Annotated in this window: 12 protein-coding genes; 4 read left to right on the top strand and 8 right to left on the bottom strand. The window is 58.8% G+C overall.

Annotation, left to right across the window (positions count from 1 at the left end):
- The first annotated feature begins 189 nt into the window (after positions 1-189).
- Positions 190-1,662 (top strand): D-alanyl-D-alanine carboxypeptidase/D-alanyl-D-alanine-endopeptidase, encoded by a 1,473-nt coding sequence (dacB, locus tag CQ007_RS09435; protein WP_105645498.1) that lies wholly within the window; start codon positions 190-192, stop codon positions 1,660-1,662.
- 493 nt (positions 1,663-2,155) lie between these two features.
- Here the strand turns inward: dacB and rlmKL are convergent, their stop codons facing one another.
- Positions 2,156-4,351, bottom strand: coding sequence for a bifunctional 23S rRNA (guanine(2069)-N(7))-methyltransferase RlmK/23S rRNA (guanine(2445)-N(2))-methyltransferase RlmL (gene rlmKL / locus CQ007_RS09430; protein ID WP_105645818.1), 2,196 nt, complete (start codon positions 4,349-4,351; stop codon positions 2,156-2,158).
- 244 nt (positions 4,352-4,595) lie between these two features.
- Here rlmKL and rmf point away from each other — a divergent pair, with 244 nt between their 5' ends.
- A complete protein-coding gene (gene rmf, locus CQ007_RS09425) occupies positions 4,596-4,811 on the top strand; it encodes a ribosome modulation factor (RefSeq protein ID WP_105645496.1) in 216 nt (71 codons plus the stop codon).
- Positions 4,812-4,897: 86 nt separating this feature from the next.
- Here the strand turns inward: rmf and CQ007_RS09420 are convergent, their stop codons facing one another.
- From CQ007_RS09420 to CQ007_RS09405, 4 genes are all read right to left on the bottom strand, one after another.
- A complete protein-coding gene (locus tag CQ007_RS09420) occupies positions 4,898-5,932 on the bottom strand; it encodes a quinone-dependent dihydroorotate dehydrogenase (protein ID WP_105645494.1) in 1,035 nt (344 codons plus the stop codon).
- Positions 5,933-6,018: 86 nt separating this feature from the next.
- Complete coding sequence (locus tag CQ007_RS09415) at positions 6,019-6,360, bottom strand: hypothetical protein (RefSeq protein ID WP_105645492.1); 342 nt, start codon at positions 6,358-6,360, stop codon at positions 6,019-6,021.
- Between the two features lie 59 nt (positions 6,361-6,419).
- Positions 6,420-8,609: an OsmC domain/YcaO domain-containing protein gene (locus CQ007_RS09410; protein WP_105645490.1), complete on the bottom strand. Its 2,190-nt coding sequence runs from the start codon at positions 8,607-8,609 to the stop codon at positions 6,420-6,422.
- A gap of 284 nt (positions 8,610-8,893) precedes the next feature.
- A complete protein-coding gene (locus CQ007_RS09405; RefSeq protein WP_105645488.1) occupies positions 8,894-9,313 on the bottom strand; it encodes a VOC family protein in 420 nt (139 codons plus the stop codon).
- 400 nt (positions 9,314-9,713) lie between these two features.
- Here CQ007_RS09405 and CQ007_RS09400 point away from each other — a divergent pair, with 400 nt between their 5' ends.
- Together CQ007_RS09400 and CQ007_RS09395 are read left to right on the top strand one after the other, a co-directional pair.
- On the top strand, positions 9,714-11,117 hold the full coding sequence (locus CQ007_RS09400) for a nodulation protein NfeD (protein WP_105645486.1): 1,404 nt from the start codon (positions 9,714-9,716) through the stop codon (positions 11,115-11,117).
- Positions 11,118-11,134: 17 nt separating this feature from the next.
- On the top strand, positions 11,135-11,896 hold the full coding sequence (locus CQ007_RS09395) for a slipin family protein (RefSeq protein WP_105645484.1): 762 nt from the start codon (positions 11,135-11,137) through the stop codon (positions 11,894-11,896).
- A 50-nt stretch (positions 11,897-11,946) separates the two neighbouring features.
- Here the strand turns inward: CQ007_RS09395 and CQ007_RS09390 are convergent, their stop codons facing one another.
- The 3 genes from CQ007_RS09390 to CQ007_RS09380 form a co-directional block, all read right to left on the bottom strand.
- The gene (locus CQ007_RS09390; RefSeq protein ID WP_105645482.1) at positions 11,947-12,408 is read right to left on the bottom strand and encodes a GNAT family N-acetyltransferase; all 462 of its coding nucleotides are present in this window, start codon (positions 12,406-12,408) and stop codon (positions 11,947-11,949) included.
- Between the two features lie 107 nt (positions 12,409-12,515).
- Positions 12,516-13,310, bottom strand: a complete 795-nt coding sequence (locus CQ007_RS09385; protein WP_146114562.1) for a hypothetical protein — start codon at positions 13,308-13,310, stop codon at positions 12,516-12,518.
- A gap of 99 nt (positions 13,311-13,409) precedes the next feature.
- Complete coding sequence (locus tag CQ007_RS09380) at positions 13,410-13,832, bottom strand: hypothetical protein (protein ID WP_105645478.1); 423 nt, start codon at positions 13,830-13,832, stop codon at positions 13,410-13,412.
- Positions 13,833-13,961 lie beyond the last annotated feature (129 nt).

The following is a 13,961-nucleotide window of genomic DNA, read 5'->3' as shown; positions in this document are numbered from 1 at the left end:
ACACGTCCCTGCCCCAGGGGAATAAATCAGGTCTCAGCAAAGCCCCCCCCTCGTCCCAAAACAACCCAACCGCCGCCCACCGGTAGTTTTCCAGCCCGTGCTTGCGCTATCCTGTCAGGCAACTGGCTGTCAGCATGGGAAGGGACACTCCGCGCAGCCCCACCCGCCTTTCCCTGGGAGTCGCGCTCGATGCTGCGTCTAAAAAAACTATCCCTGTGCTGCTTCCTTTCCCTTGCCGGTCTGCTTGCCAGTGGCGCCACTTTCGCTGAAACCGATCGCGGTACCCTGCCCGCCAAGGTCAGCTCGGCACTGACGGCGGCCAAGATACCGGCCAATGCCATGTCCCTGGCGGTGATTCCGCTGGAAGGCCAGGGGCTGGCGCAGTATGTGAATGCCGATCAACCGGTCAACCCGGCCTCGACCATGAAACTGGTGACCACCTACGCCGCCCTGGAGCTGCTTGGCCCGAACTACCAATGGAATACCGACCTGTATGGCACCGGACCGATCAGCGGCGGCGAACTGCAGGGAGACCTGGTGTTTCGCAGCAGCGGCGATCCCAAGCTGACCATGGAGCGCGTATGGCTGCTGCTGCGCGACCTGCGCGCCGCCGGCGTGCGCGAAGTGCGTGGCGACCTGGTGCTGCAACCAGCGGACATTCGCCTGCCCAAGGACCTGGCACCCTTTCAGGATGATGGCAACGATCCGAGCAAACCCTTTCTGGTCGAGCCCGATCCGCTGCTGACCAACCTCAAGCTGCTGTCGCTGAAAAGCTATGCCGAAGCCGGCGGCGTGCGCATCCATCTGGAACCAGCCCTGCCTGAAGTCAGTATCGATAACCAGCTGACCCTGCTGCCAGCAGCCAAGAGCTGCCCATGGCCAAACGTGGCCTATGCCATCAAGGATGATGGCAAGCGCGCCACCATCACCCTGACAGGCTCGCTGCACCAGGGCTGTAACGCCGAACGCTATCTGTCGCTACTCGACGCCCCGGTATACACCGCCAGCCTGATCCGTACCCTGTGGCACGAAATGGGCGGGCGCATCCATGGCGGCAACCGTATCGGGCCCTCCCCGGCCGAAGCCCGGCTGCTGGCGCGTAGCACCTCGCCGGATCTGGTCGAGGTAGTGCGCGATATCAACAAGTACAGCAACAACACCATGGCCCGGCAGTTGTTCCTGACCATTGGCCGCGAGCAGCGCAGCGCGGCGGACACCGACGACCACAAGGCGGCCACCCGCATCATCAACCAGTGGCTGGCGGACAAGGACATTCAGCCCAACGGGCTGGTACTGGATAACGGTTCGGGGCTGTCGCGCCTGGAACGCATGACCGCACGCGACATGGCGCAACTGTTGAGCCATGCCTGGCACAGCCCCTACTCTGCGGAATTCATCGCCTCCATGCCGCTGGCGGCAATGGATGGGACCATGCGTCGACGCCTGCGCAACACCCCGGTGGCCGGGCAGGCGCATATCAAGACCGGCTCCTTGCGCAATGTCCGGGCAATTGCCGGCATTACCCGGGACAACAATGGCCAGAGCTGGGCGGTAACCGCCATCGTCAACCACCCCTCCGCCGGTGCCAGCCGCGAGGCACTGGACCAGTTGCTCGGCGACGTCTACCGCCGCGGCCCGACGGATGTGGCTGACCGCCGCTGATACTTGCCGGTGTAGCGCACCTGCGCTACACCGGCAGACCCGCAGCACGCTGGGGCCCCGTCGTCGAGCAGGCGCTCGACAACCCAAGCCCCCCCGAGTCTGACAGTCGATGCAGAGTTCAACGGAGTGTAGCGCGCCTGCGTACGCCGGCAGACCCGCAGCCCACCGGAAGCCCGTCGTCGAGTCGATCGCGCCCCGGTCCGATCGCGGCCCGAGGCGCTCGACACCCAAGCCCCCCCGAGCCTGACAGTCGATGCAGAATTCAACGGGGTGTAGCGCGCCTGCGCTACGCCGGCAGACCCGCAGCCCGCTGGAAGCCCGTCGTCGAGTCCGATCGCGGCCCGAGGCGCTCGACAACCCAAGACACCCCTCGAGTCTGACAGTCGATGCAGAGTTCAACGGGGTGTAGCGCGCCTGCGCTACGCCGGCAGACCCGCAGCACGCTGGGGCTCCGTCGTCGAGCGGCGCTCGACAACCCGGGCCAGCCCTCAGGTCAGCGCGTCAAGCGCCAGGTACGATGAATCCGCGCATTGCGCTGGAAGTCCCGGTCCAGCGTCTGCGGCGAGATATCCTCCACCTGGTACGTCTCTTCCAGCACCGGGTCCAGCCGGAAACGGCGGAAGTTGTTGGAGAAGTACAGCACCCCGCCCGGCGCCAGGCGCGCCATGGCCATCTGCAGCAGTTGCACGTGATCGCGCTGCACATCGAACACATCGTCCATGCGCTTGGAGTTGGAGAAGGTCGGCGGATCGATGAAGATCAGCTCGTACTCGCCCCGGTCCTGCTCCAGCCACTTCATCACATCGTCCTGCACCAGCTGATGCAAGTCGGACAACCCATTCAACGACAGATTGCGTCGCGCCCAGTCCAGATAGGTCTTCGACAGATCGACACTGGTGGTCTTGCGCGCCCCACCCACCGCCGCATGCACGGTGGCGCTGGCGGTATAGCAGAACAGGTTGAGAAAGCGCTTGCCGCGCGCCTCCTCGGCGATGCGCAGGCGGATCGGGCGATGATCGAGAAACAGCCCGGTGTCCAGGTAGTCGGTCAGGTTGACCAGCAGCTTCACCTGTCCTTCCTGCACGGTCAGGAACTCACCACGACGGTCCATGCGCTGGTATTGCTGCTTGCCGGCCTGGCGCTGGCGCTGCTTGAGCACCACCCGGCTGGCTGGTATTCCCAGCACCTGCGGCAGCGCCACCAGTACATCCTGCAGGCGCGCCTGGGCCTTCTCCTCGCTGATACTGGCTGGCGCCGCATATTCCTGCACATGCGCCCACCCATCGTACAGATCGATCGCCACGGCGAACTCCGGCATGTCCGCATCGTACAGCCGGTAGCAACTGATATTCTGCTGGCGGGCCCACTTGCCCAGGGTCTTGAGATTCTTCTTCAGACGGTTGGCGAACATCTGTGCCGACTCGCTCAGGCGCGCAGTGGCCTCCACCGGCTGAGCTGCCTTGTCGACATCGGCCTCCCCGCTCCGCTCGGCAGGGGTCGGGCTGCTGCCGGTAATGTAGCGCTCCGGTTGCAGATCCATCATCAGCAGCTTGCACGGCAACGCACCATTGAACAGCGCGTACTGCTTGTGACTGCGAATGCCCATACGCCGCCCCAGCTCCGGATTACCGGTAAACACCGCCGCCTGCCAGCCGGTACATTCGCGGCGCAGCACTTCCCCGAGTTTCTGGTACAGATAGACCAGGCTCGCGGTATCCCCCAGGCGTTCGCCATAGGGCGGGTTGCATACGATCAGGCCGTGCTGACCGCGATCAGGACTGGGCGCAAAGGTCGCCAGCTCACCCTGGTAGACCTTGATCCATTCACTCAGCCCGGCGCGCTGGATATTGTTGCGCAGCGGCTGCAACAACCGCGGGTCGGCTTCATAGCCACGAATCCACAGCGGCGGGCGGGCCAATCCGGCCTCGGCACGCTGGGTGGCTTCGTCATGCAGGCGTTGCCACAGCGCCGGCACATGCTGCAACCAGCGGCTGAACCCCCATTGCTGGCGGTGCAGGTTCGGCGCGATATCGGCCGCCATCAGGCCCGCTTCGACCAGGAAGGTACCGGAGCCGCACATGGGGTCGGCCAGCGCGCCACCTTGGGCCGCCAGCGCTGGCCAGTTGGCACGAATGAGCACCGCCGCAGCCAGGTTTTCCTTGAGCGGTGCCGCGCCCTGCTGCAGGCGATAGCCACGCTGATGCAGACTGTTGCCGGACAGGTCCAGCGCCAGCTGCACCTCGCCGTTACGGCAATGCACATTGATGCGCAGGTGCGGATTGACCTTGTCCACCGAAGGACGCGTGCCTTCGGGAGTGCGCAGCCGATCGACGATCGCGTCCTTGACCCTGAGCGCACCGAAATGGGTATTGTCGACACCCGGCAATTGACCACTGAAATCCACCGCCAGGCTGCCATCCGCCGCCATCTGCTCAGCCCAGTCGACCTGCGCCACGCCGTCATACAGGCTCTGGGCATCACTGGCGGCAAAGCGCTGCAGGATCAGTAACACCCGATTGGCCAGGCGTGACCACAGGCAGATGCGGTAACCCAGCTCCAGATCCCCCTGCACATGGACACCGGCTACGGTTTCCTTCGCCGACTCAGCGCCCAGTTCACGCAACTCGTCGAGCAGCAAGCCCTCGATGCCCTTCGGACAGGTAATAAAAAATTCAAGGGTCTGGCGCATCTCATTGATTTCCACAGGTGTATTGCATTCATGTTACATCCAGGCTTCTAAGCATCGAGCCTGGTATGCCGATTTGATCTTTCTCATCCACACGCAATAGGGTACAACAGACCCAAGACTTTGCGTTGGTAAACCGAATAAGGAGCCCGCGATCCGCGCGGACTCCGGGGTGCTGAGGGCAATCCCGGCACCAAACCCCGTTCCGGATGGAACGGGTTGTCATACCACACGAGGGCTGTACTTTATGAGAAGACTAAAGCGTGATCCGATGGAACGAGCATTTTTGCGCGGATATCAGAACGGCGTTCAAGGCAAGTCTCAAGACTCCTGTCCCTTTAACAGTAGCGCCACCAGACAGAACTGGATCAATGGCTGGCGTGAAGGCAGAGCCGATCACTGGGCAGGTTATACCGGAATTTCTGGCGTGCATCGCCTTAACGAGATGCGTGCTGTAGGGTAATCCCCTCGCTACCTCTTTTCTCCCAGGGCGCTTACTCCAAGCGTCGGGCCTGCGAGGCCCAAGGCCCCCGTACACCGGGGGCCATTTTATTCAGCCTGCTCCTGCCTCATCGCCGCAATCGCATCCACGCACTCACGGATCAGCTCCGGCCCACGATAGATGAAGCCGCTGTACAACTGCACCAGGCTGGCCCCGGCGGCAATCTTGGCTGCCGCATCGGCACCAGTGAGAATACCGCCAACACCAATGATCGGCATCTGGCCATTCAGCTCCCCGGCGAGCACCCGAATCACCTCGGTGGATACTTCGGTCAGGGGGCCTCCGGACAGACCGCCCGCCTCATCCGCATGCTCCAGCCCCTCGACCCGCTGGCGATCCAGCGTGGTATTGGTGGCGATCACCGCATCCATACCCTGCTCGCGCAGCGTACGCGCCACCAGTACCAACTCCTCCGGCGTCATGTCCGGTGCGATCTTGATGGCAATCGGCACATAGCGGCCATGCTGGCTGGCCAGCTCCTGCTGGCAGCTCTTGATCTGCCCGAGCAGCACCTTGAGCGTGTCACCGTACTGCAGCGTGCGCAGACCGGGGGTATTCGGTGACGACAGGTTGACCGTCACATAGCCGGCGTGGGGATAGACCTTGCGCAGACAGTAGAGATAATCGTCCACCGCGTTTTCGACCGGCGTTACCGCATTCTTGCCGATGTTGATGCCCAGCACGCCCTTGTACCGCACCCGGGCAATGCGCTCCACCATGGCATCCACGCCCAGGTTGTTGAAACCCATGCGGTTGATGATGGCGTCGGCCTCCGGCAGGCGGAACAGGCGCGGCTTGGGGTTGCCCGGCTGCGGCCTCGGCGTGACCGTGCCCACCTCCAGAAAACCGAAGCCCAGGGCAGCGAAGCCATCCACCGCCACCGCATTCTTGTCCAGACCTGCTGCCAGACCTACCGGGTTATCGAATGTCATCCCCAGCAAACGCACCGGCTGAGACTGCACCGGACGCGCCAGGCGAGACGCCAGGCCCAGGCGGCCGGCAGCGCCGATCAGGTCCAGCGCCAGATCATGGGAGGTCTCCGCCGGCAGGCGAAACATCAGGGAACGCAAGGTGGAATACATGGAAATGCCCCGGTAGTGAATGGCTGCGCGGAGTATACCGTATCAGCCCGCCCGCGACTCAACCGCAGCGACGCTCAGGCGGTAGATCACTCTTCATCCAGATGAAATTTGTGCAGAATCCGGTGCAGGACCGGCGCAATGACTATCGTGCTGGTGGCAATGAACACATAGCTGGAGAAGAACCCATAGAGACTGGCAAACACCTGCCCCGAGGTGCTTTCGGGAAAAATGGATAGTCCCAGCCCACTGCTCAGCGTAACCGAGGCGATGAGCGCCCTGCCCGGCTCCATATTGTCGAAGTACATATGCCCCGCAATGCCGGCCACCAATGTCGCAAGCACCAGCACCAGTGCCGCGAGCACATGCAAGAACATGCGTCTACTGAAGTCCCGCCGGGCAATCAAAGGCTCATTCTTGTTTTCGTACATGTCATCCTCGGCCCCACTGCACGTCATCCTCGGCGAAGGCCGAGGATCCATCATTCCGGTTAACTCCGGGCTGCCCCAGCCGCACGGTGCGCATGCAGCTTCCTGTAACTCTCGATCAGGCGCAGATGCTTGTCCAGACCCTCGAGCTGCATATTGGTCGGCGTCAGGCCATAGAAGCGCACCGCCCCCGTCACCGAGCCCACCACCGCCTCCAGGGTCACCGCGCCGAACATGCGCCCGAAGTTATGCAGATAGTCCTCCAGCTCCAGTTCGTCATCGAGCACCACTTCCAGCACCGCCTGCATGGCCTGATAGAAAAGCCCACGCTCGACAGTATTGTCGTTGTACTGCTGGAACATCTCGACCCGCTCTAGCGCTTCTTCATGCTGCCGCAACGCCAGGTTGATCAACAGCTTCAGCTCGAGGATGGTGAGCTGCCCCCAGACGGTGTTCTCGTCGAACTCGATACCGATCAGGGTGCTGATATCCATATGCTCGTCAAGCTGGCTCTCGTCCAGACGGTCCAGCAAAGCGGCCAGTTGATCGTCACTCAAGACATGCAGGTTGAGGATATCTTCCCGGTAATCCAGGGCCTTGTTGGTGTTGTCCCAGATCAGGTCCTCCACCGGATACACCTCGGAGTAGCCCGGCACCAGGATACGGCACACCGGCGCGCCCAAGTCCTCATGCACGGCCATGTATGCCTCCAGCCCCAACTCCTCCAGAATGCCGAACAGGGTCGCCGCCTCCTCCTCGTTGGTCCCGGAGAAATCCCACTCGACGAACTCGACGTCCGCCCTGGCACTGAAGAATCGCCAGGAAACCAACCCCGAGGAATCGATGAAGTGTTCGACGAAGTTGTTCGGCTCGGTGATGGCCTGGGAGTTGAAGGTCGGTGGCTGGAAGTCGTTCAGGCCCTCGAAGCTGCGCCCCTGCAACAGCTCGGTGAGGCTGCGCTCCAGTGCCACCTCGAAACTCGGGTGCGCGCCGAAGGAGGCGAAGACGCCGCCCGTTCTCGGGTTCATCAGGGTGACGCACATGACCGGGAACTGCCCGCCCAGCGAGGCATCCTTGACCAGCACCGGAAAGCCCTGGGCCTCCAGCGCCTGGATACCCTCGAGGATATCCGGGTACTTCTCCAGCACCGCCATCGGCACATCCGGTAGCGCGATTTCTTCCTCGATGATCTGCTTCTTCACCGCCCGCTCGAAGATCTCCGACAAGCACTGCACCTGGGCCTCGAACAAGGTATTACCGGCGCTCATACCATTGCTGAGGTAGAGGTTCTCGATCAGGTTCGAAGGGAAATACACCACCTCACCGTCCGATTGCCGCACGAAAGGCAGGGAAACAATACCCCGCGCCACATTGCCCGAGTTGGTATCGATCAGGTGCGAACCGCGCAGCTCACCTTCCGGATCGTAGATCTCCCGACAATGGTCATCGAGGATATCCGACGGCAGCTCGTCATCCGGGCCCGGCTGGAACCACTTCTCGTTGGGGTAGTGAACGAAGGCACTACCGGCGATCTCCTCGCCGAAGAACTGGTCGTTATAGAAGAAGTTGCAGCTCAGCCGCTCGATAAACTCGCCCAGCGCCGAGCACAGCGCGCTCTCCTTGGTAGCGCCCTTGCCATTGGTGAAGCACATGTTGGAGGCGGCATCGCGAATGTGCAGAGACCACACATGCGGCACGATATTGCGCCAGGACGCGATCTCGATCTTCATGCCCAGATTCGCCAGCGCGCCGGTCAGATTGGCGATGGTCTGCTCCAATGGCAGGTCCTTGCCCTCCACCCAGGTGCTGCCCTCCCCCGCAGCCCCCACCATCAGCAGCGCCTGGGCATCCTCATCGATATTGCCCACCGTCTCGATCTGGAACTCCGGCCCGGTCTGCACCACCTTCTTCACCGTGCAGCGATCAATCGAGCGCAGAATGCCCTGGCGATCCTTGTCGGAGATATCCTCCGGCAGCTCGACCTGGATCTTGAAGATCTGCTTGTAGCGATCCTCCGGATCAACGATGTTGTTCTGCGACAGCCGGATGTTCTCGGTGGGAATATTGCGCGCGTTGCAGTACACCTTCACGAAATACGCCGCGCACATCGCCGACGACGCCAGGAAGTAATCAAACGGCCCAGGCGCCGAGCCCTCGCCCTTGTAACGGATCGGCTGATCGCTGATAACGGTGAAATCGTCAAACTTGGCTTCAAGTCTGAGATTGTCGAGAAAATTGACTTTGATTTCCATGGGCGGGGTACCGGGGTTGTAGCTTGAGGCAATGGAGGAGGCGAAGGTGCCGTGTTGGGGCGTGATGGTACCATCTGGCGACGACTCAGTTGTACCTAACCGCCCGCCTCCTGGGCCAGCTTGGGCTGCGAGGTGGCAGGAAAGCTGCTTGCCGTGCTAACGCTGGGAAACCCGTCAATTACCCTTGATTTGTAGCCGGACGGGAGGCCCGGAGATTCATGCAGCACCCTCCTCTGATGTAACGTAAAGCGGTCGGCCGGAGCGCGATGTTATGCGCGTTCACTTCAGCTTGCTGGGTCTTTCGGAGGCATCGCCGCCGGGTCCATCCACATTGCCTCCCAGACGTGGCTGTCGGGATCAGCAAGGTTACGGTTATACATAAAACCAAGATCCTGAACGGGATTGATATCTGCGGTTCCGCCATTTGCGGCAGCCGCCTCGTTCATGGCGTCGACGGCCTCGCGACTGTCGCACGACAGGGCCAGCATCACTTCGCTAGATGTCGTGGGTGGAATTGGACGATTGGTAAAAGTGCGCCACTTGGCATGCGTGAGCAGCATGACATTGATCGTCTCGCTCCATACCATGCAAGCAGCCGTATCGTCAGTGAAATGCGGGTTATTCTCAAAACCGATGGACTTGTAGAACGCCATCGATGCGTCGAGGTCAATTACGGGCAGGTTCACGAAAATCATTCGGGACATTGTTCACTTCCTCCAGGTTGCTGAAATAGCGACAGCAATGCGCGGTCTTCTGGTAGTCGAACAGGAAGTCGCGATTTCGACAGGAACGAGAAAATATTTTCTCTATCCGCTTCATCGGCAGTCGCCGCCGCGCGGCAGCTAGTTCGTCGCCGGCGCACGTGTGCATCTTTTCGCGCGGATATGCTAAGCCTGACGATCAAGTTAACAGGCAGACCAGAAGCATAGCCTTGGCGAATCCAGTAAGCGAAGCGAACAAGCACATGTTCAGAGGACGATTTCACATACGCGTCCCGTCGTTCTCGAGCGTATTCCGGATGATCTGCTAGGCTGAAATGAATACCTGCCAATGCTCAGCGGGGAGCTACTGCCAGTGTTTACTTACCTCCCTAGCAGCCGCACCATGCTTGCCTTCGCCGCCAGTCTTATCGGCGTGAGCGTACTCCTCTTGCTGGCCAGTCTGACTACCGGCACGCAGGCCCAGCAGAACCAACGCAGTGCCATCGTGCTTACCGTGGAAGGACCTATAGGCCCGGCGACGATGGACTATGTAGCCCGGGGTATCGAGCAGGCGGAAGAAGAACAGGCAGGGGTGGTGGTCATCCGGATGGATACTCCGGGAGGCCTCATGGAATCCATGCGCATGATCATCCGCGACATCCTGGCCTCGCCAGTACCAGTGGCCACCTACGTGACACCCGCCGGTGCTCGTGCGGCCAGTGCCGGCACCTACATCCTGTATGGCAGCCACATTGCTGCAATGGCGCCAGCTACGCATCTGGGATCGGCTACTCCCGTGCAGATGAGCCCGATGCCGGGTACCGACAAGCCTGAGCCAGCACCTGACTCAGATGCCAAGGAGACTGAAGGCGAATCCCGGCGAGGTAGCACTGCAATGGAACGCAAGGTACTGGAGGATTCGGTTGCCTACATCCGCAACCTGGCTGAACGCCATGACCGCAACGCCGACTGGGCGGAAGAAGCAGTGCGCGAAGCGGTCAACCTGAACGCGCAGCAAGCGCTGGAGCGTAACGTCGTGGATGTAGTCGCTACTGATGTCGCCGATCTGCTGCAACAGATCGATGGCCGTAGCGTGGTGATGGCGTCGGGTAATCAGATCCTCGAAACCGCCAATCTGGCGATCAAGCAGGTGGATCCGAACTGGCGGACCCGGTTGCTGTCAGTCATCACCAATCCCAACATCGCTTTCTTTCTGATGATCATCGGTTTTTACGGGATCATTTTCGAGCTATCGAACCCCGGACAATTGTTCCCCGGCATTCTCGGCGCCGTATGTCTTATTCTGGCACTGTTCGCGTTCCAGATTCTGTCGGTCAACTACGCCGGGCTGGCACTGATCATACTGGGGTTGGCATTGATTGTGGCTGAGGCCTTCGCGCCCAGCTTCGGTACTCTCGGTGTTGGCGGGATCGTTGCCTTCATTTTCGGCTCAGTGATTCTGATGGACGGTGCGCATCAGCAGGTGTCATTACCGATGATTGGGGGAGTCGCTGCCGTCGCTGCTGGCTTCATGCTGTGGATCCTGACCAGACTTGTCCGGCTGCGGCGCCTGCCGGCAGCCAGTGGGGTCGACAATATGATAGGCCGCGTCGGTATCGCTGCCGACGACTTTCAACCCTGGGCAGGCGCGCAGCAAAGGCGCTACCGCGGCCACGTGCAAGTCAGCGGTGAACGCTGGAACGCCGTGTCTGATCAGCCTGTCCAGGCTGGGCAAGCGGTTCTTATCGAGACAGTGGAAGGTCTGTTGTTGCATCTCAAACCCACCCATGACCAACGCGACCCATAGTGTCGGGAGAATCCATCATGTTCGAGTTTGTCCCCTATCTGGCTCCACTATTTGTACTGCTTGCCATTCTGGCATCAGCCATCCGGATCCTCCCTGAGTACCAGCGCGGGGTCGTGTTCTTTCTCGGTCGTTTTCAGGGCGTCAAGGGCCCCGGCCTGATCCTCATTCTTCCCGGCATCCAGCAGATGGTACGGGTAGATCTGCGGGTGGTTGCGCTGGATATTCCTCCTCAGGACGTCATATCCAAGGACAACGTGACCGTGCGGGTCAACGCGGTTCTCTACTATCGAGTGGTTGACCCGGAGCGGGCAATCATCCGAGTCGAGAATTTCGCCGAGGCGACCAGCCAGTTGGCGCAAACCACGCTGCGCTCGGTGCTCGGCAAGCACGACCTGGACGAAATGCTCTCCGAACGGGACAAGCTCAACTCGGATATTCAGGGGATTCTTGATGCCCAGACTGACGAGTGGGGCATCAAGGTGGCGAACGTTGAGATCAAGCACGTGGATCTTAACGAATCGATGGTGCGCGCCATTGCCCGTCAGGCCGAAGCCGAGCGAGAGCGCCGCGCCAAGGTGATTCATGCCGAAGGTGAGTTGCAGGCCTCGGAGAAGCTGGTCGAAGCGGCGCGGGTCATGTCCAGTGAGCCTGGAGCGATGCAACTGCGCTATTTGCAGACACTGGCGGATATGAGTACCGAAAACGCTTCCACGATCATTTTCCCGTTGCCGATAGATCTGATTCACAACCTGATCAAGAGCCGTGAGCAAGGTTCCTGAGGAGTTGAGGCGCAGCCAAGCCGCGAAGCGGCGTCGGCTTGAGTGAATTGCTAGGCTGCACTGACGGGCTCTTTAACCATATCAACATGAGGTATGCCATCCTCATCGTATGGTTCTCCGACAGACTGAAAACCCAGTGATTCGTAAAATTTCTGCAAATAAAGTTGCGCCCCAATTTTTATCCCGCAGCCAGGAAATTTTAGCTCGGTGAATCTTATAGTTTCTTTCATTAGTTGGCGGCCGATTCTCAGCTCGCGGAAGTTCTTAAGGGTCATAACGCGACCGATAGAAGGCTGGCTGTATTTGACTCCAGGATCAACAACCCTTGCATAAGCCGCAAGCTCATCGTTCAAGAAGACAGATAAGTGCCAAGCATGAAGGTCCATATCGTCAGTTTCTTGGTAGGGACAATTTTGCTCTACAACAAAAACCGATTCGCGAGCCTTGATAATGTTGTGTAACTCCAATGCGGAGAAAGACTCTAATCGGTGCCATCTAAACTCAAGGATCATATCACTGCTTCTCTTGGGCGAATCGTCGTTATTATTTGGGTGCAGCCTAACGCCGCATTCAGCGGCTCGTCCGCTGCAATGCCTTGTTAGAAGCTCACCCTGCAATTTCACCCTCGAACAAAATGAGCTACCATCTTCAGAATCGCAGATGCCATAAATAGATACAGCACAACATTCCATAAACTAAACATTGGCTTTTGGAGTGTTTTGTTTTCATCGTCCCGCCCTTTCCCATGAGAGGCAGTTTCATGATTATCCTTTTCACTCCACTCCAGCCAGTCCTTTAGCTTCCGGGCAATATACAAGCCCTCATCAGTAACTCTAACCCCTTCCATAACATCAAATTCAACGAGCCCGCTCTCTTCCAAGCTCATGCACTCAATATTAATCTGACCAAAAGAAACACCCGCCTGCTCCGTAACCAGATCCAAGTCAACCCATACTTTATTACCGAGAGTTCGAGCTGTGCGCAGTAGAAACAGCATGATAGATACCGCAGCATTGCTAGTTGGCACAGATGAATTTTTCGCCTTCTCGTCTCGCAGCTTATGATAATACTTGGTCTGCTGCATGGAATTTATAGATAACATGCCAACTTCATCACTTGCGTTATTTAAATCGAAAACTGCAAGCTTAGCTTCGTTAATCGCTGCTTGCGGGCCAAACCTTTGCTCTAAAGCTAGAAGCCCATTTTCCAAGAAAGGAAGCATAGCTTCGCGTGCCTCAATGACGCTCTTCCCTTGATCTTTCATGGATGCTAGAAGAATTAAATGCATTCCCATCCCGCCTTCCTCTATGGCCGAGTGGAACAGGCGACGGCTTATTGCCATTGAGTCAGCTATTTCATTTCCAAATTTCTTTCCTCTTGATGCCTGGCGCATCCCCCAAAATATTTTCAACATATAAGAGTCCTTGGTAGCTAACGCCCCGCTAAACGGCCAGCGTTAGCGAGTCCGGTGAAAGCCACGCTTTTTGTGGCCGGAACGAATTTGAGCGGTTTGTTAGGCATTTGGCACAGCCCCAAATTCACTGGTAATTCTTTGTTCTAAAATACCTGTAACGAGTTCAAATGAGCTGTCTGTATTTTCAGCCCCGCGTTGATCGAGCAAGTGATACTCAAAAGGTAACTCTTGAGACATTTTTAATGCATAGAACTCGCCAAGCTGAAACCGCCAAGGGTATGATTTGTATTCTGGAGTATATACGTGAAAAAGGACGATTTTTTCATAGGGCTGATATTGATTTAACAGCCAGTATTTGCCGACATTAGTATCAGGGTGAGTTTGCTTGACCTCAACCTCTAGTGCCAGAACGACCTTGCCATTTGTGAGAAGGCCATCGGCACGAAAGCCATCAGATGGAAATCCCGGAATCGCTTGAAAGCCATTAGTGAATTTGAGGTTTTCATTCGCAAACTGCTTCATCCAGTTCGCCAATCTTGATTCATATTGAAGCCAAGGTGATTTCAATGGAAGTGACTCCCTGCATGCCTAACGCCCGCAGCACGCGCGGCTTTGTAATGGAGGCGCAGCCGCAATGAAAAAGCCGTCGCT

Origin of the sequence: Pseudomonas sp. MYb185 (assembly GCF_002979975.1) — a bacterium.
Classification (GTDB): Bacteria; Pseudomonadota; Gammaproteobacteria; order Pseudomonadales; family Pseudomonadaceae; genus Halopseudomonas.
Note: the sequence above shows the minus strand (reverse complement) of the source record. Positions and strands in the feature narration are given on the sequence as shown.